Genomic DNA, 24,443 nt, shown 5'->3' on the forward strand with positions numbered 1-24,443 from the left:
CCGCCCGGACAGGGTGGCGAAGTACCGCGGTCAGCAGTGGACTGCTTTCTTGCCAAGGAGACCCATGCTGCGAAAACTGCTGTGGCCGCGACGTGAGACGATGACGTGATCGTGGAGGACGATGCCCAGACGTTCCAGAGCATCGCTGACGACCCGGGTCATCTCGATATCTCCTCTTGAAGGGGCGGGATGGTTACTGGGATGGTTGTGAGCCATGATGATCGCGGATGCATCCAGTTCAAGAGCGCGTTTCGCCACTTCACGTGGGTAGACCGGAGTATGGTCAATGGTGCCACGATGCTGCACTTCGTCCGCAATGAGGACGTTGCGGCGGTCGAGGAACAGGACGCGGAACTGCTCCTCTGTCTGGTGCGCCATGCTTGAGCGGAGGTACTTCAAGAGCTTGTCCCAGGCATCGATGACTGGACGGTCGCTGATCTCTTCGCGGGCGAGGCGCGTACCGGCGGCCCGCACCAGGCGGAAGAAATCGATGAGTTCCGGTCGGACTTCGGCCGCACCGGTGATCTGAGTGCACCGAGCGCTGACGACGTTTCCGAACGTCTCGAAGCGGCGAATCAGTTGCGCAGCCATTTTCCGCGCGTTTTTCTCAGTCTCATGATAGGAGAGCATCAGCGTCAACAAGTCGATGTCTGAAATCGAGTCCTCGCTTATGGAGAGCAATCTCGAGCACAAGCTTTTCCAGTCTTGAACCTCTATATTTTCCGAAGTATCCTCAGGGTGTTCCGATTGTTCTAGGGCACTATCTTGATCTACTATCTGCCTCTTGACGGCGGAGCACCGCGCGTTCTCGGCGACGTCGGCCCACTGCGTCTCATCCTTCGGACCGGATGGTGATTCCTCTCGTCCGACCCAATCCCTCGCCTGATCGAACAATCCGCCGAGCGTGCTGGAGACAACGTCCGGCAGCGATCCGAATGAGGAGATCTCAATCGGAATATCTGCGGCGATTGCTGTTGCGGACATTGTTGGTACTCCCTTGTCTGGGTTCACGGCGTACTATTGGAGCGTTCTTGGCTCGGATGCTCGGCGAGTGTGCCTTCGCATCAATCAACCTCTGCGTGTCTACTTTCCAGAGAGTACCCTCAGCCCCGCAGCGGCTCCATACACTTGATCAGGTGTACCGGGGCACTAACCCGCTTATTCATGACGCCCCTTTTCAGACACGCCTGGCGCATCCTCGCTCCCCTGCTTTCGCCGCCCGTCGATGCGGTCGATCGGTCCGTGACGCTCGATGTTGCCGCCGAAGTCGAGAACCAGGCAGTCGTCCTTTCCGTCGGCGAGGCGGGTGCCGAGGCCGATCATCTGCACGTAGAGGCCGACCGACTTGGTCGGCTGCAGCATGGCGATGAGATCGACGCCCGGCGCGTTGAAGCCGGTGTTTAGCACGTTGGCGTTGGTGAGGCAGCGGATGTGGCTCTGCTTGTAGGCGGCGATGATCCGGTCGCGCTCCGTGGCCGGCATCTCGCCGAGGATCGCCTCGCAGGAGATGCCGCGCTCGCGCAAGGCATCGCGGACGTAATGGGCGTGGTCGACGCCGGCGCAGAACACCAGCCACGAGCCGCGGTCGCCGCCGTGGCGCATGATCTCGTCCGCGGCCGGCCCGGTCACCGCGGCCTCGTCGACGGAGGCCTCCAGTTGCCCGGCGATGAACTCGCCGCCGCGGCTGCCGACGCCGGTCACGTCCAGCTGCGTCTCGGTCCGCTTCGGCACGAACTCGCACAGGTACCTCTTGGCGATCATGTCGGCGATACGGGCCTCATGGGCGATGGCGTCGAACAGGGCGCCGTCGCCCTCGTGCAAGAGGCCGCTGTCGAGCCGGTACGGCGTCGCGGTGAAGACGATGACCTTGAGGTGCGGGTTGATGACGGCGAGATCGTTCAGGAACCGCCGGTACATGGTGCTGGACGATGCGGGGAATAAGCTGCGCCTCATCGATCAGCGCCAGGTCGCAGCGCTGGATGTCGTAGGCGCGCTTGTGCACGGACTGGGTGCCGGCGAACAGGATCTGCGCATGCAGGTCGCGCTTGTTCAGCCCGGCGGAGTAGATGCCGGCCGGCGCCTCCGGCCACAGCCTGAGCATCTCGGCATGGTTCTGGGCGATCAGTACCTTGACGTGGGTGATGACGAGGACACGGGCGTCCGGCCAGTCGGCGATGGCGCCGGCGGTGAAGGCGGCGAGACAGATCGACTTGCCGGTCCCGGTCGGGAGCACGATCAGCGGGTTGCCGCTGTTCTCCTCGAAGTAGTGGTAGATCGCGTTGATGGCGTCGGTCTGATAGGGTCGCAACTCGATCATGCCGGCGCCTCGCAGCAGGCCCGGTTGGTCCAGCGGCTGCCATCGGCCATGCGGTACTCGACCCAGTCGTCGCCGGCATCGACCGGCTCGCCGGGGACAAGGTCGGGGACGAACAGATGGGCGGGACAGCCGCGGCGCTGCTCCCGGGAAGCGAGCGGCCGATTCCAGCGGGCGCAGTGCCAGCCGCCGTCGACCGGGGTCGAATGCAGGCAGGTGCGGCAGTTGGTCTCGGCCGGCCGCTCGCCGTGCAGTGGTCGTGGTGATCGCACAGCCGGCACTGCCACCATGTGGCATCCTCGGAGATGCGGGCGGGCGGCCTCGGCGCATCGATCACACGCCGGGCCCTGGCCAGCAAGCGCTCGCCCTCGCCGGGATCGGCGTGGACCCGCTCGATGTGGATCTCGTCGGTATCCCTGCAGACGGTCACGTACATGGCGCGGTTGAGGCCGGCGAGATGCACGTACACCTGCATCTGCGCCCAATGCAGCGGCTTGGATCGCTGCACCCCGTCCTTCCTCAGCGCCGTCAACGAACTCTGGTTGTGAGTCTTGAACTCGACGACGTGCCGGGTCGCCGGCGCCTCGCGGAGGCCGATGGCGACGGCGTCCATGGATCCGCCGAAGTGGCCGCCGTGGGCCTCCACCCGCCACTGGCGGCCGGTGTCGGGATCGCAGTCCAGCACCGTCGCCCCGGTGCGGCGGAGATCTCGGACGAGGCGGTCCTCCTCCAGCCTCCCGGTCTCGAACAGGCGCAGCATCCGTCCCGAGAAGGCGCTGCGGGTGACCCAGCGGAAGTCGTACCAAAGCGCCCGCTCGCACTCCTTGCTGATGATAGAGGCGCCGAGGTGGTCGCGGAAGCCGTCGTCACCCTCTGCTTCATAGGCGGTGTAGATGGCGTCCAGCGTCGGCGCCGGTGGCGGCGGCGCCATCAACCGGCTTCCCGTTGCTCGTGAAGCCGCCGGGCGCGATCGACGGCGAACCGCCACGCGTCGTCGTCGTAGTCGGGCGGCAGCACCTCGATCAGGCAGTCCTTGAGCCCGCCTTTGGGCGGTTTCAGCGCCGCCATGTGGGCCTGCGGCTCTCCGATCTGCCGCTGCTTGTGCTGCAAGGCCGTCCGGGCGCGATGGAACCACCGCGGATCGGCGGCACCGCGGAGCGCTGGCGGTCGAGATCGGCGGTGGCCATCTGCGCCTTGATCGAGCGCACATCGCTCTGCCTGTGGCTAACCGGGTAGAGGGGGACGGGCCTCAGCGTCGTCCAAGCTTGCCGAATTCGCTGTCCAGCAGAGCGCGAATTTTCCTCGCTCCGCCTCGCAAGGCGGCTTCGACGTTCGCGTCAGAGTGGGTGACAGTTTGCGGCTGCATGCCCTCGGGGCGCGCTTCGATGGTGCAGCGAATATCGTCACTGCCACCCTTGGCGGCGTTGACATCTGCCAGGTGCACCTCGATTCGGGACAGGCGGCTCGTCAGATGCCCCAGCGCCGATGCAATGGCCTTTTCGGCCACTTCGGCCAAGCGTTCGTCGCCCTGAATATTGGCATCCGAGTTGAGTTGAAATTGCACGTCGGTCCTCCTGTGTTCGATTATCTGCCGTGAGAGGCCATGCAAATGCCTGATCGTGCGCAAGCCGCCACGTGCACGATCGGCAAAATCAGCCGCCTCTGTCAAGCGACACCAAGACGTGACCCCCTGGCGACATTGTATAATGCCCCCCTGGGTTGGTGGGGCTTGTCCAGGTAGTCCACGGGAGCGGCCTGTGGACCCACCTGGGCAAGCATCTGCACCGACATTGGGCTCTCACCCCTCCTTAGCCGGATCCTGTTCGAGCGGCGGCGCTTTGATCAGACCGGGGTGCCGTTTTTCGCGCAGCCGGTTGCTGTCGCCGCGAATGGTGACGTCGTGGCTGTGGTGCAAGAGACGGTCGAGGATGGCTGTCGCGACCACGGGATCGCCGAAGACCGTCCCCCATTCGCCGACGGAGCGGTTGGACGTGATCAACAGTCTGCCGCGCTCGTAGCGTCGCGACACCAGCTGGAAGAAAAGGTGCGCAGCATTGGCCTCGAACGGCGGGTAGCCCAGTTCGTCGACGATCAACAGCTTGGGCTTGCCGTAGAAGGCCAGGCGGTCTTCCAGCCGCCCTTCGGCATGGGCTCTGGCCAGGGTCGTCAACAGGCCGTCGAAAAGGGGCGTCCGCCTCGATCTTGGCCGGATCGATGGTAAAGCCATCGCCCTTGGGTGAGCCAAGGAAGCGCCGGAAGCCGGCGTTGCCGACCAACGCATTCTCGCCTTGGGTGAGCTTGTGCTCCAGGGCGGCGAGGATGGCGGCCCTGGCCTCGGCATCCTTCTTTGCCTCCTCTTCGTTGTGGCACAGCAAGTAGCGCCGGCCGCCGACGGTGATGTTCTTGACGCGAGCCGGGTCTCGCCCTTCTGGCGGGGATGACGAGCGGCACTGCCACGCCCCCGTCGTCGATGACGTCCTCGCGAACCTCCCGAACGGAGCGTTTGCGCACGCGCCGGATGTAATCGACGCCGCATGCCTCGAGATCGGCGATGGTCGCCCCGCGATCGTGCCGCGGTCGGCTACGATGCACGCCCGATTGATGCCGAACCCCTCCTTAAGGCGTCCGACCACCGGCACCAGGGTCGTGAAGTCGGCGGTATTGCGGGGCATCGGGCGGGATCGGCCGGTCCTCGCCGTCGAGCACGATGCCCAGCACCACCTGGTTCAGGTGCGGCCGGTAGTCCTTCGAATGGCCCCGCTGTCCGAGAGTGGCGCCGCCTTTGCCCTCGAACCACAGGCTGGTGGTGTCGAAGAAGGCGAGCGAAACCTCCCCAAGCAGCGGCTGGCGGTGGTGGTACAGGGCCTCTTCGATGGCATCCTTCATTGACTGGCCCTGGCCGATCTTTTCGCCGAGCCAGGTCATCGCCTTGTAGGCGTAATCTAGGGTCAGATCATCGGCGCCGGGACCACGCGAGCTTTGCCGACACGTGCTGGCGTGGCGACCGGAGCCCGACACCATCGTGCGGTGTCCGCACCGTAATGACGATGATAACCCCCACCGCGAAAACGCTTTTAGGTGCGGCTTTTATGCTCGGACTCACCGTGCCGGCGGGCAGCGGCGAAAATTCACGCTTGACGAAAACTTCTAGCAAAAGTAGTATCAATTTCTAGTAGAGATTGCATGAACACGCTAGGGAGATTAGCCAGATCATGCGCTTCCCGGAGACAGCTTCCATGGCTCCTCAAACGCGCACGGCACCCGTTGCGGATCCAATCGACACCGCGACCACCTCGGCGGTTTCCTGGGTCCACTCTTTTCGCGCCACGCCCGCTTAGGAGGTCTCAATGAAAAAGACAGCACTATTTTCCCTTTGTCTCTCGCTCGTTGCCTGCGCCTCTCTGGAGCCGGCCGGCGGTGTCCGTAACTCAAACCTGCTGCTCGCCGACAGCAATGGCGGCGTTGAGCGCTATGCAGATGTCATCGGCACCCTGCCTACTGCTCGCTGGTATGACGCCGATCTTCCCCTGGAACCGACCCGGACCAGCGGGTTGCCGCAGGCACTGGCCTGGCTCGGAAACTACGATGTGGACCTCGACGCCGTTCTGGATCGCAATGAGCTGTGCCGGGCATGGTTCACCAAGCTTGCCGAGATCAAGTCGTCCCGGCCTTACGCCGCCGCCGCACTGCGCTCCTATGGCGCGCAGGCCTCCGCCAGTCCCGCGGTTGCAGCAACGGCGGCCGCTGACCCGTGCCTTGACGTGAATACCCGCAGGGCGGCGCGGGCCGCATTGACGGCGGCGATCGCCGCTCGCCGAGCCCACCCGACTACCCTTGCCGAGGTCGAGGCGATGTTCGACCGGATTGCGCCGGCCGAAGAGGTTCTCGGAGGCGCAGCCTTTGGCGACGGCGGCGCTGGCGGCTCCGGCTCTGGCGGCGACGGCGGTGGTGACGGCGCCGGCGGTGGTGGAGGTGGTCGCTGACCTGCGCCAGGGCTGTCCGTTGCGATCCGCCGATCCTCGGTTTTAGTAATGTTCCATACAAGGAGTCCTGAAATGAAAGCCCTCGCCACTCTGACCGCATCCGCCGCCATCGCTCTGCCGATGCTACTGCCGTCCTCCGTCGACGCCGCCACCATCGACACCATGAGCGCCAGCTTTGGTGGCACCGTGGGCGGCACCGATGTGAACCGGTCGGTCGTCGCCGGCTATGGTAGCGGCGCCGCCTTCCTCAACTGGGGAACCACCGCCCGTTCCAACCCGAGCCAGCAGAGCGGCATTGTCTATCGCGGCGTCTCGCTCTCCGGCGTGGATGTCCATGACGGTTTGACCGCATCCATCGGCACCGTATGGTTCCGCAACCAGACCATCGAGAACGGAGCCATCCGGCAGACGACGCTGAACGTCGGTATCGTTGGCGGCGACGGCGGCAACACCTACCGCACGAATCTTTCTTGGACCTTCAACGTCAACGAGACGCTGAACACTCTTTTGCCGAAGGCCCTCGGCGGAAGCTGCTCCAGCGTTTGGTCGGCGTCCGGGGGATGCGGCGACGTCGTCACCACGGCCGGGGTATCGACCAGCGACGTAGTGACCATCGCGGGACAGAAGTTCAAGGTCGACATCGCGGGCTTCATGAAGCCCGGCGCCGCCGGCCCAATGGAAACCTTCCTTCTCTATGAAAATAGTGTCAAGACGGCCGACCTCATGATCAGCTTCAGCCAACTCCCCGACAACGGCGGGAGTGCTGGTGGCGGCAACGGCGGCGGCGGTGTCGCCCCGGTCCCGGTTCCAGCCGCCCTGCCGCTGTTCCTGTCAGCGCTCGGGGGCCTCGGCGCGTTCGGTTATCGCCGTCGCAACAAAGCGTAGACCGTTTTCATCTCTGGCGGTCTGCGAAGCCCGGGGCGGTCCGCAAGGACCGCCCCTCCTTGTTTGAATGATGGCGGTCCGCAAGGACGGCTTCATCATCACTGGGTGAAGTTGCGCAGGCTTTTTGGACACCCTCCTTTCGGGGAGAGGGGATCCGCAATGTCGAAGACGAAGCCGGGAAAGATGTCGCCGTGCGTGGCGGAGTGCCGCCGGGAGATGACGGAACTGGTGCGGCCTTCGCGTCCGAGTTCTGCGGACGAGTTCAAGCGGGAAGCCGTTGCTCTTTTGCGGTCGAGTGGTCGGCCGCTGATGCAGATCGCCGGCGAGCTGGGCATTCAGCCGTCGATTGTAGAGCGTCAACCTTAATGTGCGGTGGCGACAGCCAAGTTGGCCGGTCCTGGCTGCTGGGAAGGTTGGTTCAGATGATGACGTCCTCCTCGGCGGGGTTGTTGCCGACGGGATGATTTTGTTTGTCGGCGAGGTTGTCGGTGGTTGTCGCTCTGCTATTGATCTCGGCGGTGGTTCGGTCGGCGGCGGCGCGGCGACGGTAGCTGTCGACGTTCATCTCGAGGATGGTCGCGTGATGGACGAGCCTGTCGATCGCGGCGACGGTGACGGCCTTGTCCGGGAAGACGCGGTCCCAGGCGCTGAAGGGCTGGTTGGCGGCGATGGCCAGGCTGCGGGTTTCGTAGCGCCGGGGCGATGAGTTCGAAGAGAACGGAAGTCTCGGCCTGGTCCTTCTGTGCGTAACCGATGTCATCAAGGATGATCAGGTCGTACTTGTCGAGCTTGCCGAGCGCGGCCTCCAGGGCGAGGTCCCGGCGAGCGGCCTGGAGCCTCTGCACGAGATCGGTGGTGCGGGTATAGAGCACGCGCCGTCCGGTCTCGACGAGAGCGTGTCCGATGGCGCAGAGCAGATGGGTCTTGCCGGCGCCCGAGTTGCCGATTGCGATGAGGTTGGCGCCGGTCTCGACCCAGTCGCCGGCGGCGAGCGCCTCGACGCGGGCCCGGGGTACGCCGGGCAACGCCTTGAAGTCGAATGTCGCCAGGGTCTTGCCGCCTGGCAGGCGCGACTCTGCGAGATGGCGCTGGATGCGGCGGGTCTCCCGTTCGGCGAGCTCGACCTCGGCCAGGGCCGCGAGGAAGCGGGCGGCGGGCCACCCTTCGATGTCGGCGCACTCGGCGAGCGCCGTCCAGTGCCGATGGAAGCTGGGCAAGCGCAACGCGGTCAGCATGGCGGGCAGCGCATGAACATCGACCGCCCGCGTGGTCCTGGTGCTGGCGGTCATGCGCGGAGCTCAAGCAGGGCATCGAAGCTGGTCAGTTCGGTGAGCGCCACGGGCACGTCGGCCGGGAGTGTTCGGCGTCGTGGTTCGAGGCGTCTGGCGAGATCGCGGGCGTCGGGAAGGCCCCCTGAACCGAGGTCATCCGCGATCAGCGCGGCGAGCTCGGCCTCGCAGCCTTCGTCATGGGCGAGCCAGAGCAGCTCGACCATGCGCCGGCAGGCCTCCCGCTGGGGCAAAGCCTCCGAGAGCGCGGCCCAGGCGGCACTGTACTCGGTGCGGGGAAAGAGCCCGTCGCGGTAGACCGATCCGGCCAGCGCCTGCGGTTTGCGGCGCAGGGAATGGATCACGTGGCGATAGTCGATGCGGTGGACACGCCGGCCATCGCCGCGCTGGCGCTGGCGGGGATGGCTGACGACAGGGGTCCCTCCGAGCCAGGCCTCGATACGGTCGTCGTAGACATGAACGCGGAGGCGCTGGCCGATCAGACGTACGCATCCGGCGAGCGCCGCCTTTTCGGCGGGGATGTGACGTGACCTGATTTTGCACTGGTGCAAGCAGTGGTGTTTGCAGTGGTGCAAGAGAGGGTGTTTTGGCGCGGGTTGAGGTTCTCAGCGGTCCTGAACGGCGGCGTCGGTGGAGTGAGGAGCAGAAACGGGCAATTGTTGCCGCGGCGTTTGCGCCGGGGCCGTCGTTTCGAGGTCGCGCGTCAGGCGGATATTTGTTCCAGTCTGCTTTATCGGTGGCGGCGGGAGTTTGCCGCGGCCCGGCACGTGTTTTCTGAGGTGATCGTCGCGTCCACGGGCGATGGCGGGAGCGGGCCGGGGGGCGACCCGGTATCGGCGCAAGGCGCGGTTACCGATCCGGTCTCGGCGATTGAGGTTGTGGTCGACGGTCGGACCCGGGTGCGCATTCCAGCGTCGGTCTCACCGGAGTTGGCGGCGGCGGTGATGTGCGCTCTGATGCGGCGCTGATTCGATGATTCCGGTGCCGAGCGGGGTTCGGGTGTGGCTGGCGACGGGGCATACGGACATGCGCCGCGGATTTGACGGGCTGGCGCTGCAGGTGCAGGAGACGCTGCGGCGAGATCCGCACTCGGGTCATCTGTTCGTCTTCCGCGGGCGGCGCGGAAAGCTACCGACATTCTGCCTACGGTTTTCGATTCGCGACGGTTGCCTACCGCTGGCATCCGTTGTTCGGCCGCACGCTGCAGATCTCGCCCTTCCGGCGCGGCAAGACGCTGACCTGCATCTACACTGACGAGCGGCCGGATCTGTGCCGCGAGCTACCGAACTGGATGTTCGACGCAGGCTATTGCGCCGGCATGACGCTGGGTCCGCCGGGGATCAGCATCGAGGGGCTCAACGAACTGGCCGCCGTGCTTGAGTCGCTCGGCGGGCATCGGAAGCGGGGCGCACACTCCCCTCCTTCAACCGGGAAGGAGAAGAGCGGTGCGGAGAAGTCGGGACCGAAGTCGCGGGCAGCTCGTCCTCGAACTGGAGCGTCGGGACTGCCCGGTGCCGGTGGAGCAAGGCACGCAGGGACTGCTCGAGGCCCTGGCCGATCTCCTTCTGGCAGCGCTCGGGATGGAACCAACGCTGTCGACGAGCAGGGAGGGCGCCGATGAGCAGCAAGATCACCGCTGATCATCTCGCCCGCACCGCCGTCGTCTACGTTCGGCAATCGACCATGGCGCAGGTCACCGGCAATCTGGAAAGCCAGCGCCGGCAGTACGACCTGGCGGAAACGGCGACGGCCAAGGGCTTCGCCGCAGTGACGGTGATCGACGACGACCTCGGCCGCTCCGGATCGGGCCGGACACAGCGGCCGGGGTTCGAGCGCCTGGTGGCGCTGGTCTGCTCCGGCGACGTCGGCGCCGTCTACTGCATCGAGGCGTCGCGTCTGGCCCGCAACGGCCGGGACTGGCATCATCTGATCGAGTTGTGCGCGCTTGCCGGCAGCCTGGTCGTTGATCCCGACGGCGCCTACGATCCGCGGCTGGTCAACGATCGCCTGCTGCTCGGGCTGAAGGGGACAATGTCGGAATACGAGCTGAGCCTGATGCGGCAACGCGGGCTTGCGGCGCGCGACCGGAAGGCGGGACGCGGCGAGTTCCGGTTCATGCTGCCGCCCGGCTTCTGCTGGAGCGAGGCGGGAAGATCGAGATCGATCCCGACGAGCATGTCGTCGAGACGATCCGTCTGGTCTTCGCCAAGTTCCGCGAGCTGGGCAGCGCGCGGCAGGTCTTCCTCTGGCTGCGCCAAGCCGGCCTTAAGATGCCGGTCGTGATGCGCAACGTCGACATCCAGAAGCTGGCCTGGAAGCCGCCCGCCTATCACAGCGTCATGCAGATCCTGCACAATCCGCTGTACGCCGGCGCCTATGCCTTCGGCCGGAAAGGGCAGCGCACGAAGATCGTCGACGGCCGCGCCCGCAAGGCCGACGGCCTGCGCAAGCCCAGAGAGGAATGGAACGTGCTGCTGCGCGACGCCCACAGGGGCTACATCAGCTGGCAGGAGTACGAGGACAATCAGCAACTGCTGCTCGAGAACGCGCACATGAAGAAGACCTGCGAACGCAAATCGGCGCGCGGCGGACGCGCCCTGCTCACCGGGCTGATGCGCTGCGGGCGCTGCGGACGGATGATGCGCGTGTTCTACGGTATGGGGAAAGGCAACGCGCACCGTTACCAGTGTCGGGGCGACGACGCGCATGTCGGCGCCAGGCTGTGCATCGGCATCGGCGGCGTTCGCATCGATCGGGCGGTCGCCCTGCAGATCCTGGACGCGGTCTCGGGCCGCGCCGTGGAGGCTGCCATCCTCGCTTCCGAGCAGGCCGAGCGGTCGCAGCAGGAGGTCGTCGCCGCGGTCGGGCGCGAGCTCGAGGCGGCGCGCTACGAGGCGTCCCTCGCCGCACGCCGGTACGAACTGGTCGATCCCGCCAAGCGCCACGTTGCCCGCGAGCTGGAAGCGCGCTGGAACGCTGCGCTGGAGCGTGTGGCCCAACTCGAACGCCGGCTCGATGAGTTGAAGGCGCAATCGGCGACGCGTCCGAAGATCGACCGCGGGCGCCTGCTTCAGCTTGCGCACGACCTGCCGGCGGCCTGGAACGCCGCTTCCGCCGACACCCGGACCAGGCAGCGCCTCATTCATGTCCTGGTCCGCGAGATCGTCTGCGACCTCGACGACGCCAGGAACGAGGCGGTGCTGCTGATCCACTGGACGGGTGGATGCCACACGGAGGTACGCGTTCCCCGCGTCAGGACCGGCCGCTACCCTGCGGATCGGGTGCCGACGGCCGTCGACGCCCTGCGCAAGCTCGCCGGGCACTGGCCGGATCGGGAGATCGCGGTGTCGCTCAACCGGATGCGCTGCAGGACCGGCGACGGCGAGACCTGGACGACCGTCCGGGTCAAGGAACTGCGCGCGCGGCTCGGCCTGCCCGATCATGATCCGACGCGGCAGGATGGCGCGACGATCAGCTTGATGAAGGCGGCGGAGCGGCTCGGCATCTGCGTCGGATCGGCGATGAGCCTCGTCCGCCGAGGCATCCTGCCGGCCACGCAGCTCGTCCCCGGCTCGCCCTGGCTGGTTCCGGTGGAAACCCTGACCTCCGAGCCGGTGCGCGCAGGGGTGCAGCAGGTGATCGCCCGGCGCCCAAAGATCTACGAAGAGTATCAATATGATAAGGTCGTCCGGCTGCCCGGACTGTGAGCCAGAGGAGGCATTATGAAAGGCACTGTGGTCATCTGATCAAGGTTTTGTGGCACGACGGCCAGGGCATGTGTCTGTTTTCCAAGCGTTTGGAGCGTGGCCGGTTCCTCTGGCCGTCGCCCGCCGACGGTGCGGTGACGATCACGCCGGCGCAACTCGGCTATCTGCTTGAAGGTATTGACTGGCGCATGCCGCAACGAACCTGGCGGCCGACGGCGGCCGGGTGAACATCGCCCTTTGCATGGGGCGCCGGCTCTGATTCCATAGGCGGCATGACGATCGCGCCGCTGCCGACCGACCTTGCCGCCGCCCATGCGATGATCCTCGCCGAGCGCGCGGCCCGGCTGGCCGCCGAGGCCGAGGTGGCGACGGCGCAGGCGACGAAGCGGGCGCTCGACCTGGAGATCGAGCGGCTCAAGCTGGAGATCGCCAAGCTCAAGCGGCATCGGTTCGGCCCGTCGTCCGAACGTAGCGCCCGGCTCGAGCAACTGGAACTGGCACTCTCTGAACTGGAAGAGACCGCCGCCGAGGCAGATGCGGGCGAAGCGTTGCGGACGGCTGAACGGCGACCGGGCGAGGCCAACGGCGCGACGCCGCGCAGGCCGGCGCGCCGACCGCTTCCCGGAGCATCTGCCGCGGACTCGTGTCGTTTACCCGGCACCGGCCGCCTGTCCCGGCTGCGGCGGCGTCGTGCGCAAACTGGGCGAGGAGATCACCGAGACCCTGGAGCGGTTGCCGGCGCGCTGGTTCGTCATTCAGCACGTGCGCGAGAAGGTTTCCTGCCGCTGCTGCGAGGCGATCAGCGAGGCGCCGGCGCCGTTTCACCCGATCGCCCGCGGTCGCGCCGGCGCCAACCTGTTGGCCGAGGTGATCTACGGCAAGTACGGGCTGCATTTGCCGCTGAACCGGCAGAGCGTCCGTTTTGCCCGCGAAGGCGTGCCGATCGACGTCTCGACGCTGGCCGACTGGGTTGGCGCGGTGGCCGCGTCGTTGCGGCCGCTGACCGAGGCCATCGAGGCCCATGTCCGTGCGGGTGCGCGCATCCACGCCGACGACACGCCGGTGCCGGTCCTGGCAAAGGGCAAGACCAGGACCGGCCGACTGTGGACCATTGTGCGTGATGACCGCCCCTTCGGCGGCCCCGATCCGCCGGCCGCGGTCTACTTCTATTCTCCTGACCGCCGCGGCGTGCACGCTGAACGGGTCCTCGACGGCTTTGCCGGGATCATGCAGGCCGATGCCTTCTCCGGGTTTGGCCGCCTGTACAAGCCCGGTCGCCCAGCGGGGACGATCAGTGAGGCGGCATGCTGGGCCTATGCGCGGAGGAACTTCTTCGAGCTTGCCGATCTGCAGAAGGCGCCGATCGCCATTGAAGCGGTCAAGCGGATCGACGTCCTGTTCGACATCGAGCGCGAGATCACCGGACTGCCGGCTGACCAGCGCCTCACCGTGCGGGCCGAGCGCGCGCGGCCGTTCGTCGACGATCTCGAGACATGGCTCCGCGGGCAGCGCACCCGGCTCTCAGCAAAATCGAAGACGGCAAACGCCATCGACTACTTGCTCAAGCGCTGGGTTGCCTTCACCCGGTTTCTCGACGACGGCCGGATCTGCCTCAGCAACAACGCCGCCGAACGAGCCGTAAGAGGCATCGCCGTCGGAAGACGCAATTGGACCTTCGCCGGCTCCGACACCGGCGGACATCGCGCCGCCGCCATGTACACCCTGATCGAAACGACAAAACTCAACGGCATCGACCCCCGCGCTTTCCTCGCCGACGTCCTTGAGCGCCTCCCTGGCCACCCCGCCAAGCGCGTCGGCGAACTCCTGCCCTGGAATTGGCAGAGCCCACAACCCATCAACGCCGCCGCATAACCACTCAACGCTAACGCCGTCGGTCAAGCCCCTCGTCCGCGGCTCTCGCCGGATGCGTACATCAGACGGGAGGGCGCGCTGTAGAAGACGCCGTGCACGAGGAAGCCGCCGGTGCGGGTGACGCGGGTGACGATCTCGGTGAAGTCGGTGGTGCGCCGCGCCGGCAGCGGCCGCAGCGTTGCGGCCTCCGTTTGCACGGCAACGTCTCGGCGCCGATTGCGGCGTGAGACGAGCTGATCGACGAAGCGGCGCAAGTCTGCGACATCGGCGAAGTCGCGGGAGCCGCGCAGGATCAGCGCCTGGTCGGGAGCGGTCTTGAGGTGACGGTTGTGGGATTCCACCGCGCCGTTCTCATGCGCTTCGCCGGAATTGTTGCGGCTGGCTGACATTCCGTAGTGAGCGCAGAAGCCTTCATAGCGCCTGGTGACATCCTCGGCGGCCTCGCGGTCGAGGTTGCGATAGGCGGCGGAGAGGCTGTCGGTGCGATGCTCACGCGGCACGCCGCCGAGGGTCCAGAGGGCGTTCTGGAGGTTCTCGGCCAGCGCGGTGAAGCTCTCGCCGCCGAGGACGACACCGACGTGTTCCCAGCCGCTGTAGGCCAGCACGAAGTGGTAGAGCCGGTGAGCGAAGGGCTCGCCGGCGATGGTGACGCCAAGCTCTTTGGCGTCGGTAAAGTCCGAGAGCGCCATGCGGTCCGGCTCCGGTGTCTGACGGAAGATCACGTCCCTGGCCTCACCGTAAAAGCGCGCGCCAGTCGCGCACGCGGCGCTCAAACGTGCGCCAGCGCGCACGCGGCGCTCCAACGTGCGCCGGATACGGTCGTCCGGAAAAGCGTCCGGATCGGTCATTTGCAGGTGCCTCAGGAGCGTGACCGCCTGCACGGCGGGATCGTTCTCGAGGATCGGCAGCAACACCGGCTCCCAGACCGCCTCGAGCGGATCGGGGACGGTGCGGCCGCGCTCGGGCTGGCGCTGGGAGGGAAGGCGCGGATCGGTCTCGATCCGGCGTCCGGTGCGCTCGCTGAACCCAGCCCGGGCAGCGGCGGCGCGTTGGCTATGACGATGACGGTCGCGCATGTAGATTCTCACTTGCTGGTCGGTGACGGGTTTGCCCGGCACGAGGGGACCTCCGTTTCGGTGACAGAGATCCCGCTCGTATCGGCCCGCAGCGGCCAGCACCTACGCCTTCATCCCCCGGGGAAGACAATCGCGCCGCTGGCTCCAGACTCCAGCCGGGCTACGCCCGGCCTCCGACTGGAGCCAGCGGCCAACTTGGCTGACGGCGCCCGACAAGATGGTTGTCGCTCAACAGTCGGGGCCGTCCCGATATGCCTTCGCCCACGTCGACCACAACTACTTGATTTTCTGGCGGTCGTTGGAGACGGCGACGCGCCCCGTCACAGATTCGGTGCACTAGCAGCGACCGAATCATGCTCGACGCCCGCTTCTGCCACTCCACTTACGCAACAACGCGCTTCCAGCGACGGAGGAGTACGGTCATCGGCAAGACCGAAGCCCGGCGAGGCGGTTGGGCGATGCCTTGGGTTGTTCCAAGGTCACTGCATTCTGGTCGAGCCGGAACCGCGCATCCGATCGCCGGGTCTTGCCTCAGCCGGTGTTACAGCGGGAACCATGCATGCAATCGGCAGTTCATACCTCAGCACTGGAGGTAACCATGTCTGATCTTGCTCCGGACCACACATACTGGAATGCTACCGCCACGGCGCCCGACTTCCCGCAGCTCGCCGGAGCCCTCAACGTCGACATTGCGATCATCGGCGGCGGAATCGTCGGTATCACCACGGCGCGGGCGCTCAAGGATCTTGGCCTGACCGTGGCGGTGATCGAAGCGCGCAAGGTCGGCCGGCAGGTCACCGGCAAGTCGACGGCCAAGATGACGTCGCAACACGGCGTCGTCTACCAGACGCTGAAGCAGAAATTCGGTGAGGACCGGGCCCGCCTGTATGCGGAGGCGCAAGAAGCGGCGATCCAAAAAATCTGGAGCTTTGCCTCGCAGTACGGCATTGACTGTAACATCGAACGGAAGCTCGCCTACGCCTACACGCGTGACGAGAAGCACGTCGGCCAGATCGAAAAGGAGGTGGAAGTCGCGCGGCAGCTCGGGCTTCCGGCCACCCTCGTCCGTGCAACGGATCTTCCGTTTAACGTGCTCGTGGCGATCCGCTTCGACAATCAAGCCCAGTTTCACCCTACAAAATATGTAGCCGGCTTGGCGCAGACCATCCCTGGAGACGGGTGCCATGTCTTTGAGAACAGCCGAGTGGTCGATTGGGAGCCGACCCGCGTCGTCACGGACCAGGGAAGCGCGGCGGCGCGCCACGTCGTCATGGCTACTCATCTGCCGCTGGGGCAGGTCGGCGGCTACTATGCCGAGGCGTCGCCCCATGCCGAGCCGGTTATCGCCGCCAGGATCGGCCGCGTGCCCGACGGCATGTACATCAATGTCGAAGAACCGAGCCATTCGATCCGGACTCACACGGGCGCGGATGGCGTTGCCTATGCAATCGCCGCCGGAACAAGCTTTAAGCCCGGCCACACCGACGAGGAGCGGCGCCATTTTGCGGAGCTCGAAAGCTGGCTCACCGAGAATTTCCGGGCCGGCCCGATCGAGTATCGATGGGTCAACGAAGACTACACGTCCATGGACAGTGCGCCGTTCATTGGTTGGTCGTCAGCCACGGACGGATATCTGGTTGCGACCGGCTTCAAGGCCTGGGGCATCAGCAACGGCACGGCCGCAGGGATGATTCTGGCCGACCTTGCGGTGGGCAAGGAAAACCGCTGGATTGAAATGTTTGACGCAAGGCGCGTAAAGCCCGTCGCCGGCGGGGCTCAGTTCGTGAAGGCAAACCTCGATGTCGCTGCGCACCTCGTGAGCGGCTATCTGTCACGCAAGCCGAAATCGTTCGACGAGCTCGCCCCTGGCGACGCGGCGATCATGAAGATCAATGGGGAGAATGTGGCCGCGTTCAAGGACGAGCAGGGTCGCATCCATGCCGTCTCCTCAGTCTGCAGTCACATGGGCTGCGTCGTTGGCTGGAACGAAACCGACCGCACCTGGGACTGCCCTTGCCATGGGTCGCGGTTCGAACTCGGCGGTGAGGTTATCCACGGTCCGGCGACCAGGCCGCTCGGTTCGAAGGTCACAGGGTAGGTGGCAAGGGCAAGGACGAACTGGCGACGCCGCGGGTTGGCGCGATAACAGGCATTAGATCATATGATTCCTTCGTGACACTGCTATCCCCGAACTTTTCGAGAACATCATCCGGCATGTTCGTGCCTGAGAAGGCAGCCCGGGGGCATCGCTACCTGTATCTGGTGGAGAGCATCCGCGAGGGTGACCGGGTTCGGCGATGACGTATTGAATCTTTCGCACAAGATTGGGTGGTGGCGCCCGGGTCTGGATATGTTGGCTGTTGCGGGCATCCAACGCCGGACGGAGAGAGCCACCATGAGCGAGGACAGGGACGAAGTCGTTGAGCAACGTGGTTCGGATCGACTGTCGCTAACACGAGGTATGTCCGGCGTAGGGAACACATGATCTGTCCGGGATTAGAACTGCTCCAGACGGAGGGAGCGGGATGCGACGGACAGAGTGTTTGCAAGGGCTACGTCTGATGAAGTTCGAGGAGGTTTACGGCAAGGTCTGCCGGGGTCGGCTGGAGCGTGTCGGAGGCGGCTGAGGTGTTGGGGATGCCGGAGCGGACGTTTCGGCGCTGGCGGGGCCGGTACGAGGAGTCTGGCGCGGAGGGTCTCTACGACCGGCGTCTGGGCCGGGCCTCGGCGCGGCGGGCGGCGGTGGACGAGGTGGCGCGGGTTCTGGAGCTGTTCGACACGCGGTACTTCGATTTCACGCCGAAGCACTTCCACGAGAAGCTGGTCTCGGAGCACGGCTGCCGACGGAGCTACAACTGGGTGCGACTGACCCTGCAGCGATGCGGGCGGATCACGCCGGCGCCACGTCGCGGGGCCCACCGGCGAAAGCGGCCGCGGCGGCCGATGGCGGGAATGATGCTGCACCAGGACGGCTCCCGCCACGAGTGGGTGCCGGGCGAGCGCTGGGATCTGATCGTCACCATGGACGACGCCACGTCGGAGATCTACTCGGCGTTCTTCGTCGCCGAGGAGGGACGATGTCGAGCTTCCGGGCGCTCGCCGAGGTGATCTCGGAGCGGGGAGTGTTCTGCGCGCTCTATGCGGATCGCGGGTCGCACTACTGGCATACCCCGGAAGCCGGCGGCAAGGTCGACAAGGACAACCCGACCCAGGTCGGCCGGGCACTCGCCGCGCTCCGCATCGAGCTGATCGCGGCGTACTCGCCGGAAGCCCGCGGCCGCTCGGAGCGCATGTTTGGGACCCTGCAGGGCCGCCTGCCGCAGGCGTTGCGGGAAGCCGGGATCACCACCATGGAGGAGGCCAACCGGGACCGCGCGGGAGGTCTACATCCCCGAGCACAACGCCCTCTTCCGGGCGGCCGCCGGCCGAACCGGGCTCGGCGTTCACCGCCTGCCCGCCGGCATTCTCGAGGACGTCCTCTGCATCCAGGAAAAGCGCGTCGTCGGTAATGATAACACGGTGCGCTACCGCAACCGGATCCTGCAGATCCCGGCGGATCGTCACCGCCACCACTACGTCAAGGCGCGTGTCCGGGTTCACGAGTACCCCGACGATACGCTGGCCGTGTTCCACGGGCCGCGGCGCCGGCGCGCTATGCGCCCGACGGAAATCCGATCGACGACGCCGATCAACAGGCGGCGTGACCTGCTTCGACGCCCGCCAGCCCCGTGGATTTGTGGACAAGGCTACGCCTTCCCCACAACCCCACAGGGCCATCAGCCACAACAGAAGCGGTCAATTCATGTGGTACCTAAAGCGGCCAACTCAGTTTGTTATCGACACGTGGTTCGGATCGACGAGGAACAGATCCGCGATCACTTGGGCAAGATCGTGCGCGGCAGCGTGGAGGAGGCGCTGAACGCGCTGTTGGATGCGGAGGCGGACCGGCTGTGCAAAGCGGCGCGCTATGAGCGGACGGAGGCGCGCTGCGACACCCGCGCCGGCTCGTACGAGCGCGGTCTGCACACGCGGGCCGGGGAGGTTCGCCTCAGGTTCCGAAGCTGCGCCGCCAGACGTTCGAGACGGCGATCATCGAGCGCTACCGGCGGCGAGAGACGTCGGTGGAGGAAGCGCTGATCGAGATGTATCTGGCTGGGGTGTCGGTGCGCCGGGTGGAGGACATCACCCAGGCGCTGTGGGGCACGCGGGTGAGCCCGAGCACGGTTTCCAAGCTCAATCAGCGCATCTACAAGCACATTGAAGCTTGGCGCAACCGGCCGATCGAGGGTTGCCATCCTTACGTTTTCCTCGACGGCGTGGTGCTGAAGCGGAGGTGGGCCGGCGAGGTGCGCAATGTGTCGGTGCTCATCGCCATCGGCGTCAACGCCGAGGGTTTCCGCGAGATCCCTTGGCATCTGCGAGGGCGCCAAGGAGGATAAGGCCGGCTGGAGCGGCTTTCTCGCCCACCTGAAGGCGCGCGGGCTGACGGGGTCGAACTGATCACCAGCGATGCCTGTCTCGGCCTCGTCGAGAGCGTTGGCGAGTTCTACCCGGAGGCCCGCTGGCGGCGCTGCGTCGTGCATTTCTACCGCAATGTCTTCAGCCACGTGCCGGCGCCGAAGGTGCGAGGCGGCACGGATGCTGAAGGCCATCCATGCCAGCGAGGACCTGGCGACGGCGAAGGCCAAGGCCGGTGAGGTCGTCAGCAAGTTGCGCGCGCAGAAGCTCGGCAAGGCCGCCGACCTGGTCGCACAGTCTGTCGAAGAGACACTGACCTACTACCACTTCCCGGAAGAGCACTGGCGGCGGATCCGGACCAACAACCCGCTCGAGCGGATCATTCGCGAGATCCGCCGGCGAACCCGGGTGGTGGGAGCATTCCCCGACGGCGAAAGCGCCCTCAACCTGGCCGCGGCCAGGTTGAGGCACATCGCCGGCACCCACTGGTCCACCCGCCGCTACCTGAACATGCAGCCGCTGCACGAGCAAAAACTGACCGCATAAACCGCATGACCCGGACGGCCATCACCCACGGAAAAGTGCGAAAGACTCTGGACACTACCGAGGCACATCGCCGGCACCCACTGGTCCACCCGCCGCTACCTGAACATGCAGCCGCTGCACGAGCAAAAACTGACCGCATAAACCGCATGACCCGGACGGCCATCACCCACGGAAAAGTGCGAAAGACTCTGGACACTACCGCCGACCGCTCCATAGCCTCGATATCGGCCACCGCAGTCGTCGCATCAGGCGCCAGGCGCAGGCCGCCATCCTGATCGTGCCGGACCACGCCGATTGCCACCAAATCCGATCCCGGCATGCCGCCCATCGCCACGATCTCGCGCCGCCACTTGAACAGCAGGTTGGTGTTCACGTCGTATTGCCGGGAAACCGCAGACGCCGAAGCGCCCGGCGCCTCCATCTCCGCCACCATCCGGCGCTTCTCCGCCCAGCTCCACGTCCGCCGCAAAGGGCGGCGACCCTTCGTACCTGCCATAGGCTGCATGGTGTCCACTACTCAGATAGTGGACACCATGCAGCCTCAGCGGGGCCAGGAAAAGGCGACCGACAGCGGACGATTACGCTGGATGCGCACCAACGACCTCGACCTCCAGGAGTCTGTGTTCCGCTGGAGTGCAGCTCCTGCACCGCGGCGATGGCGAGAGAGAATGTCACACGCGAGAGTCGGTCTTCAGATCTGCGCTATCAATGTCGGTGATCACGGTTCGCCGAATGAGCTTCCTGACCTCCTCGCGACTGAGCTTGCTCGACGGCGTCTCGAACATCCCGAGGCCAGTCTTGAGGCGCGACGATGCAACTTCAATCACGATTTCCATGTCAATCTGCCGTTTCTCTTCGGCGTACCCGTAAACCAAGGAGAGATCGCACAGGATATTGGTCAGGCGAGGAACTCCCTGGGTGTAATGGTGGACGGCCGCACAAGCGAACTCGTCGAACAAATTCGGATCGCCCCCGCCGACGTGGATCCGGTGGCGGATATAACCGACCGTATCCTCAAGGGTTAGCGGACCCAGGTGGTAATCTACGCCTACCCTTTGGACGAATTGCCGCAGTTGCGGTCGCTTCAGCTTCCGCAGCAGTTCCGGCTGCCCAACCAAAATGAGTTGGAGGAGGTAGTCCTTGTCTGCATTAATATTCGACAACATGCGCAGCTCTTCGAGCGCACTCAGTGACAGATTTTGCGCTTCATCGATGATGACAACCGTGCGCCGGCTGGACGCATATTGCTCAATGAGAAAATTCACGAAGTCCTGATAGAGCTGAATCTTGTCCTTGTCGCGACACTCCAGATCGAATGCTAACGCGATCCATTGCAGCAATTCTCCGAAGGACTGGTGGGTATTGGTGATGAGTCCAATAACCACTTCGTCGGAGACGCTATTCAATAGCTCGCGAACCAACGTCGTCTTGCCAGATCCGACCTCGCCAGTGATTACAACAAATCCCGTTTGCTCCGTAAGTCCGTACTCAAGCAAGTTCAGCGCAAGCTGATGGTTCTTGCTCAGGTACAAGAACTCCGGGTCGGGAATAAGCGAAAACGGTTTTTCGCGGAATCCGTAGAACGCTTCATACATGTGTGCAGCTCACACAGGGTCTCAAATCTGGCCTCACGTAGCGATCATCACTATGGGTTCATCATTCGAGACAGCGGCCTTGAGAACGGCGATCAGCAGTAATAAGGCTGTTGTACCTCTGCGGATTTGTTGAGGACCGTTCCAATAACGTTGAATCCTTCCAGCAATGACAGCGCTCGCTGGACGTCGCCCTTACGAGTCGATCCCTCTTCAAGAACCAGCAGACAACATTCGACGTGCTGGAGAAAGGCCAAAGTGTCGTCGGAGGCCAGGACCGGCGGTAGATCATAAATGACGACGCGGTCAGGATACCGCGACTTGACCTCCCTCGCGAGGCCGATCATCTTCGGCGACGCGATCAACTCTGAGGAAGCGCGCAGCGGACCGCCGGCCGGCAGAACAACCAGCCTCTCTACCCCAGGATTGACGAGGCAGTCGGAAAGGGCGACGTCGCCGAGCAGGTAATCTGCAAGCCCGGACTCCGGCTTGATATCAAAGCAGCTATGGATGCTCGGCCGCCGTAGATCCATGTCGACAAGGAGCACAGTGCGGGTGATGTGCATGGCGAGGCTGATCGCCAAATTCACTGATGTCAATGTCTTGCCTTCGCCACGGTTCGGGCTGGTAATGCCGATGGTGGTAAACCCCGACGCGCTCAAGTGCTTAAGAACCTGAGTTCTCAAAACCCGAAACGTGTCCGAGAGTTCATGATGGGTCAGACCGGCGATGATGCGGCGCTCATGGAGTTCCGATTCGGTGGTCCCGACGACCCGCGTCTGATCGTAAGTGATCCCGTCCGTCACGATCGGCATGCTGCCGCGTCGCTCCGTTGAACGGTGGCGTGACGGCGTGGCGGGGCGAGCCCCACTGTCACGGAGTTCGCGCGCTTTCTCGAGTGCTTTTTGGATCTTCTCCAACGGAGGATTCCCCTGTGTTAGAATACGTAACGCGGTTGACGCTATTCTTGCTTCGCGTCCGTCGCTTCGTTATCAACCCCAGCCCACAGTACGTCGAGCGGCGTCACGCTGAAGTGCACATAGGTGATGGCGCCCACCAACAGACACACGAACGCCACAGCAACACCCACCCTTCGCCGTGTCGCTCGCCAGAGTTCTGCACGGGTGCGGATATAGGGTATAGTCACCAACGGCGCCGCACCAACAAGTTCCGCCACTTGTCGCGCTCCGTACACGGCGCTGTCCAACTTCTCGGCAAGGAACGCGATACCCGCGCCTGCTCCCGCCGCGACGAAGAAGGCGACGACGACAATCAACGGACGGTTTGGACGTTGTGGCTTTTCTGGAAGAACCGGCGGATCCAACAGCGTGAACCGCTCACTCTTTCGTTCCGTTTCCAAGCTCTGTCCGAGATGCGCCTGCATTTGCTTGTTTTTGATCTCGCGGTAGCTCAGCTCGGCAGATTCTCGATCACGCAACAACTGCAAATACTCGCGCTCGACGAGCGGTGTCTCTATGATCCGTTTGTCGTAATCTTCCAGCTTTTCCTTGAGCCTTGCCCGCTGTTCGGCAATCGAACCCAACTCTGACTGGACCGCCTGAATTTGTGAACGAAGTGCAATATACGAGGGATTGTCAGGGCTCTCGCTCGGCGTCGTCGTCGGCTGGGAGCGGGCGTCGGCGAGTTCGCCCTGCAGTGAGGCCAACTGGCGCTCCAGCCGCAGCACATCCGGGTGATCGCTCGCATAACGTTCGCGCAGTCTACGCAGCTCCGTTTCCACCCGTTCAGCCTCACGGCGCAAGCTGCTTGCACTCGCTCCGCCGCCCGGTTGTTGCTGCTCGAGGGCGGCGACCTCCCGACGCAACCGCTGTACATCGGGGTGGTTCGAGCCGTACCGCCCTGAAAGCGTAGCAAGCTGAGTGCGCAGCGCTTTCAGCTGGTCGCGCGGCCCCATCACGCGCTGGCCATCCACAACGTAGGATCCGTAGGGGCTCGTCTGCATGAGTTCCCCTTCCAAATAGATCCTGCGGCTTTCCAGCGCCTGTTCACGCATGTCGAGCGAGCGAAGCTCTGCTTCCGTTCGCTCGATCAGCTGCATGTTGTAATCCATCTGCTCCGGCAGGCGCCCGGTGTGCTTCTGCTTGAGGTCGGCGAGCTTCCTCTCCAACTCCGAGATGCGCCGCTCCAAGATTGCCGCCTCGCTGGCCAGGAACTCCGTCGTTTCGCTCGCCGACTTTTGACGCAGGCGCACATTCTCGCTCAAGTAGAGAGAGACGAGTTCGTTAGCGACTCGCTGTGCTACGACGGGGTCTTCGTTATCGAAGCCGATGTTGAAGGCGATCGTCGCCTCCGTCGAGTTGCCACGCGGCTGTTGCAATTCTGCGCTGACCAGTTCCAGAACCACGTTGTCCCGCATTTCGCTGGCCAACTCATGAGACGGCGTTGTCTGGCGCTCATCCAGATAGAGGTTGTACTTCTGAATGATGTCCACAAGCGTACTCGTAGCCATCACGCGACGTTCGATCGTCTGAATTCGCTCGTCCGCATAGCCGGTGATGGTGGACGCCACCAGATCGGGCGGGATGTCTGGCTTTTCGATCATAATGGTGCCCTGCGACCGGTATACGGACGGCAGCACCATGGCGATTATGGCGCCGATCACGGTGATCGCGATCACCGGGAGGACGAAAAACCACTTCCGCCGCTTCAGGACGATGACCGCCCCGTGCAGAGTCGTATCTTGAGGATCCATTTGAGGCT

At 64.6% G+C, this 24,443-nt stretch carries 23 protein-coding genes and 7 pseudogenes; 16 read left to right on the plus strand and 14 right to left on the minus strand.

The window, feature by feature from the left end; genetic code table 11:
- Positions 1-30: 30 nt before the first annotated feature.
- The 7 genes and pseudogenes from radC to IPM60_02210 all read right to left on the minus strand — a co-directional run bounded on the left by radC (position 31) and on the right by IPM60_02210 (position 5,335).
- Positions 31-984 (minus strand): DNA repair protein RadC, encoded by a 954-nt coding sequence (gene radC / locus IPM60_02180; GenBank protein MBK8906737.1) that lies wholly within the window; start codon positions 982-984, stop codon positions 31-33.
- Between the two features lie 174 nt (positions 985-1,158).
- Positions 1,159-2,317, minus strand: a pseudogene (locus IPM60_02185) (DEAD/DEAH box helicase).
- A pseudogene (locus tag IPM60_02190) lies at positions 2,314-3,245 on the minus strand (oxidoreductase). The pseudogenes IPM60_02185 and IPM60_02190 overlap by 4 nt, the downstream one beginning before the upstream one ends.
- Positions 3,245-3,382 (minus strand): hypothetical protein, encoded by a 138-nt coding sequence (locus IPM60_02195; GenBank protein MBK8906738.1) that lies wholly within the window; start codon positions 3,380-3,382, stop codon positions 3,245-3,247. The pseudogene IPM60_02190 and the gene IPM60_02195 overlap by 1 nt, the downstream one beginning before the upstream one ends.
- Positions 3,383-3,563: 181 nt before the next feature.
- Positions 3,564-3,878 carry an HPF/RaiA family ribosome-associated protein gene (locus IPM60_02200; protein ID MBK8906739.1) on the minus strand — a complete coding sequence of 105 codons (315 nt, stop codon included), beginning with the start codon at positions 3,876-3,878 and terminating at the stop codon, positions 3,564-3,566.
- A gap of 234 nt (positions 3,879-4,112) precedes the next feature.
- The gene (locus IPM60_02205; protein ID MBK8906740.1) at positions 4,113-4,595 is read right to left on the minus strand and encodes an ATP-binding protein; all 483 of its coding nucleotides are present in this window, start codon (positions 4,593-4,595) and stop codon (positions 4,113-4,115) included.
- Between the two features lie 335 nt (positions 4,596-4,930).
- Positions 4,931-5,335 carry a hypothetical protein gene (locus IPM60_02210; GenBank protein MBK8906741.1) on the minus strand — a complete coding sequence of 135 codons (405 nt, stop codon included), beginning with the start codon at positions 5,333-5,335 and terminating at the stop codon, positions 4,931-4,933.
- A gap of 326 nt (positions 5,336-5,661) precedes the next feature.
- Here IPM60_02210 and IPM60_02215 point away from each other — a divergent pair, with 326 nt between their 5' ends.
- The 3 genes from IPM60_02215 to IPM60_02225 all read left to right on the plus strand — a co-directional run bounded on the left by IPM60_02215 (position 5,662) and on the right by IPM60_02225 (position 7,548).
- Entirely contained in the window at positions 5,662-6,297 is a 636-nt protein-coding gene (locus tag IPM60_02215; protein MBK8906742.1) for a hypothetical protein, read from the plus strand.
- 72 nt (positions 6,298-6,369) lie between these two features.
- Positions 6,370-7,182: a VPLPA-CTERM sorting domain-containing protein gene (locus IPM60_02220; protein ID MBK8906743.1), complete on the plus strand. Its 813-nt coding sequence runs from the start codon at positions 6,370-6,372 to the stop codon at positions 7,180-7,182.
- 159 nt (positions 7,183-7,341) lie between these two features.
- Positions 7,342-7,548 (plus strand): hypothetical protein, encoded by a 207-nt coding sequence (locus IPM60_02225; GenBank protein ID MBK8906744.1) that lies wholly within the window; start codon positions 7,342-7,344, stop codon positions 7,546-7,548.
- 166 nt (positions 7,549-7,714) lie between these two features.
- On the opposite strand, the pseudogene IPM60_02230 reads toward IPM60_02225, so the two are convergent.
- Positions 7,715-8,471 (minus strand): annotated as a pseudogene (locus IPM60_02230) (ATP-binding protein).
- Positions 8,468-8,815 (minus strand): hypothetical protein, encoded by a 348-nt coding sequence (locus IPM60_02235; GenBank protein MBK8906745.1) that lies wholly within the window; start codon positions 8,813-8,815, stop codon positions 8,468-8,470. Before IPM60_02235 ends, IPM60_02230 begins: the two are co-directional and overlap by 4 nt.
- Here IPM60_02235 and IPM60_02240 point away from each other — a divergent pair, their 5' ends adjacent.
- From IPM60_02240 to IPM60_02275, 8 genes and pseudogenes are all read left to right on the plus strand, one after another.
- Positions 8,816-9,001: a hypothetical protein gene (locus IPM60_02240; GenBank protein ID MBK8906746.1), complete on the plus strand. Its 186-nt coding sequence runs from the start codon at positions 8,816-8,818 to the stop codon at positions 8,999-9,001. It abuts the gene before it with no gap.
- Positions 9,002-9,057: 56 nt separating this feature from the next.
- Positions 9,058-9,249 carry a transposase gene (locus IPM60_02245; GenBank protein MBK8906747.1) on the plus strand — a complete coding sequence of 64 codons (192 nt, stop codon included), beginning with the start codon at positions 9,058-9,060 and terminating at the stop codon, positions 9,247-9,249.
- Positions 9,239-9,439, plus strand: coding sequence for a hypothetical protein (locus IPM60_02250; GenBank protein ID MBK8906748.1), 201 nt, complete (start codon positions 9,239-9,241; stop codon positions 9,437-9,439). Before IPM60_02245 ends, IPM60_02250 begins: the two co-directional genes overlap by 11 nt.
- A gap of 4 nt (positions 9,440-9,443) precedes the next feature.
- A complete protein-coding gene (gene tnpB / locus IPM60_02255; protein ID MBK8906749.1) occupies positions 9,444-9,725 on the plus strand; it encodes an IS66 family insertion sequence element accessory protein TnpB in 282 nt (93 codons plus the stop codon).
- Positions 9,726-9,916: 191 nt separating this feature from the next.
- The gene (locus IPM60_02260) at positions 9,917-10,111 is read left to right on the plus strand and encodes a hypothetical protein (GenBank protein ID MBK8906750.1); all 195 of its coding nucleotides are present in this window, start codon (positions 9,917-9,919) and stop codon (positions 10,109-10,111) included.
- Positions 10,089-12,178, plus strand: a pseudogene (locus IPM60_02265) (recombinase family protein). Before IPM60_02260 ends, IPM60_02265 begins: the two are co-directional and overlap by 23 nt.
- A 68-nt stretch (positions 12,179-12,246) precedes the next feature.
- Positions 12,247-12,405 (plus strand): IS66 family insertion sequence element accessory protein TnpB, encoded by a 159-nt coding sequence (locus IPM60_02270; GenBank protein ID MBK8906751.1) that lies wholly within the window; start codon positions 12,247-12,249, stop codon positions 12,403-12,405.
- Between the two features lie 45 nt (positions 12,406-12,450).
- A pseudogene (locus tag IPM60_02275) lies at positions 12,451-14,050 on the plus strand (IS66 family transposase).
- Positions 14,051-14,073: 23 nt separating this feature from the next.
- Here IPM60_02275 and IPM60_02280 read toward each other — a convergent pair.
- Positions 14,074-15,168, minus strand: coding sequence for an IS21 family transposase (locus tag IPM60_02280; GenBank protein ID MBK8906752.1), 1,095 nt, complete (start codon positions 15,166-15,168; stop codon positions 14,074-14,076).
- Positions 15,169-15,724: 556 nt separating this feature from the next.
- Between IPM60_02280 and IPM60_02285 the strand changes: the two genes are divergently transcribed.
- The 5 genes and pseudogenes from IPM60_02285 to IPM60_02305 all read left to right on the plus strand — a co-directional run bounded on the left by IPM60_02285 (position 15,725) and on the right by IPM60_02305 (position 20,130).
- Complete coding sequence (locus IPM60_02285) at positions 15,725-17,224, plus strand: FAD-dependent oxidoreductase (GenBank protein MBK8906753.1); 1,500 nt, start codon at positions 15,725-15,727, stop codon at positions 17,222-17,224.
- A gap of 512 nt (positions 17,225-17,736) precedes the next feature.
- On the plus strand, positions 17,737-18,234 hold the full coding sequence (locus IPM60_02290; protein MBK8906754.1) for a helix-turn-helix domain-containing protein: 498 nt from the start codon (positions 17,737-17,739) through the stop codon (positions 18,232-18,234).
- Positions 18,204-18,635, plus strand: coding sequence for a hypothetical protein (locus tag IPM60_02295; GenBank protein MBK8906755.1), 432 nt, complete (start codon positions 18,204-18,206; stop codon positions 18,633-18,635). The genes IPM60_02290 and IPM60_02295 overlap by 31 nt, the downstream gene beginning before the upstream one ends.
- Positions 18,577-18,830 (plus strand): annotated as a pseudogene (locus IPM60_02300) (hypothetical protein). Before IPM60_02295 ends, IPM60_02300 begins: the two are co-directional and overlap by 59 nt.
- 139 nt (positions 18,831-18,969) lie before the next feature.
- A pseudogene (locus IPM60_02305) lies at positions 18,970-20,130 on the plus strand (IS256 family transposase).
- Here IPM60_02305 and IPM60_02310 read toward each other — a convergent pair.
- The 4 genes from IPM60_02310 to IPM60_02325 form a co-directional block, all read right to left on the minus strand.
- Positions 20,027-20,626, minus strand: coding sequence for a transposase (locus tag IPM60_02310; protein MBK8906756.1), 600 nt, complete (start codon positions 20,624-20,626; stop codon positions 20,027-20,029). The pseudogene IPM60_02305 and the gene IPM60_02310 overlap by 104 nt on opposite strands.
- Positions 20,627-20,801: 175 nt before the next feature.
- Positions 20,802-21,725 (minus strand): AAA family ATPase, encoded by a 924-nt coding sequence (locus tag IPM60_02315; protein ID MBK8906757.1) that lies wholly within the window; start codon positions 21,723-21,725, stop codon positions 20,802-20,804.
- A 92-nt stretch (positions 21,726-21,817) separates the two neighbouring features.
- Positions 21,818-22,642, minus strand: coding sequence for an AAA family ATPase (locus IPM60_02320; GenBank protein MBK8906758.1), 825 nt, complete (start codon positions 22,640-22,642; stop codon positions 21,818-21,820).
- 41 nt (positions 22,643-22,683) lie between these two features.
- Complete coding sequence (locus IPM60_02325; protein MBK8906759.1) at positions 22,684-24,435, minus strand: lipopolysaccharide biosynthesis protein; 1,752 nt, start codon at positions 24,433-24,435, stop codon at positions 22,684-22,686.
- Positions 24,436-24,443: the final 8 nt, after the last annotated feature.

Source organism: Rhodospirillales bacterium, assembly GCA_016710335.1.
Lineage (GTDB): Bacteria > Pseudomonadota > Alphaproteobacteria > Rhodospirillales > Defluviicoccaceae > JADJXQ01.

Excerpts from the sequence above, each read along its gene's own strand:
- IPM60_02195 (MBK8906738.1), bottom strand. The coding sequence starts at position 3,382 with ATGGCGGCGCTGAAACCGCCCAAAGGCGGGCTCAAGGACTGCCTGATC.
- IPM60_02295 (MBK8906755.1), top strand. The coding sequence starts at position 18,204 with ATGTCGAGCTTCCGGGCGCTCGCCGAGGTGATCTCGGAGCGGGGAGTG.
- IPM60_02215 (MBK8906742.1), top strand. The coding sequence starts at position 5,662 with ATGAAAAAGACAGCACTATTTTCCCTTTGTCTCTCGCTCGTTGCCTGC.
- IPM60_02315 (MBK8906757.1), bottom strand. The coding sequence starts at position 21,725 with ATGTATGAAGCGTTCTACGGATTCCGCGAAAAACCGTTTTCGCTTATT.
- IPM60_02270 (MBK8906751.1), top strand. The coding sequence starts at position 12,247 with ATGTGTCTGTTTTCCAAGCGTTTGGAGCGTGGCCGGTTCCTCTGGCCG.
- tnpB (MBK8906749.1), top strand. The coding sequence starts at position 9,444 with ATGATTCCGGTGCCGAGCGGGGTTCGGGTGTGGCTGGCGACGGGGCAT.
- radC (MBK8906737.1), bottom strand. The coding sequence starts at position 984 with ATGTCCGCAACAGCAATCGCCGCAGATATTCCGATTGAGATCTCCTCA.
- IPM60_02220 (MBK8906743.1), top strand. The coding sequence starts at position 6,370 with ATGAAAGCCCTCGCCACTCTGACCGCATCCGCCGCCATCGCTCTGCCG.
- IPM60_02210 (MBK8906741.1), bottom strand. The coding sequence starts at position 5,335 with ATGGTGTCGGGCTCCGGTCGCCACGCCAGCACGTGTCGGCAAAGCTCG.
- IPM60_02325 (MBK8906759.1), bottom strand. The coding sequence starts at position 24,435 with ATGGATCCTCAAGATACGACTCTGCACGGGGCGGTCATCGTCCTGAAG.
- IPM60_02225 (MBK8906744.1), top strand. The coding sequence starts at position 7,342 with ATGTCGAAGACGAAGCCGGGAAAGATGTCGCCGTGCGTGGCGGAGTGC.
- IPM60_02285 (MBK8906753.1), top strand. The coding sequence starts at position 15,725 with ATGTCTGATCTTGCTCCGGACCACACATACTGGAATGCTACCGCCACG.
- IPM60_02205 (MBK8906740.1), bottom strand. The coding sequence starts at position 4,595 with ATGCGTTGGTCGGCAACGCCGGCTTCCGGCGCTTCCTTGGCTCACCCA.
- IPM60_02310 (MBK8906756.1), bottom strand. The coding sequence starts at position 20,626 with ATGGCAGGTACGAAGGGTCGCCGCCCTTTGCGGCGGACGTGGAGCTGG.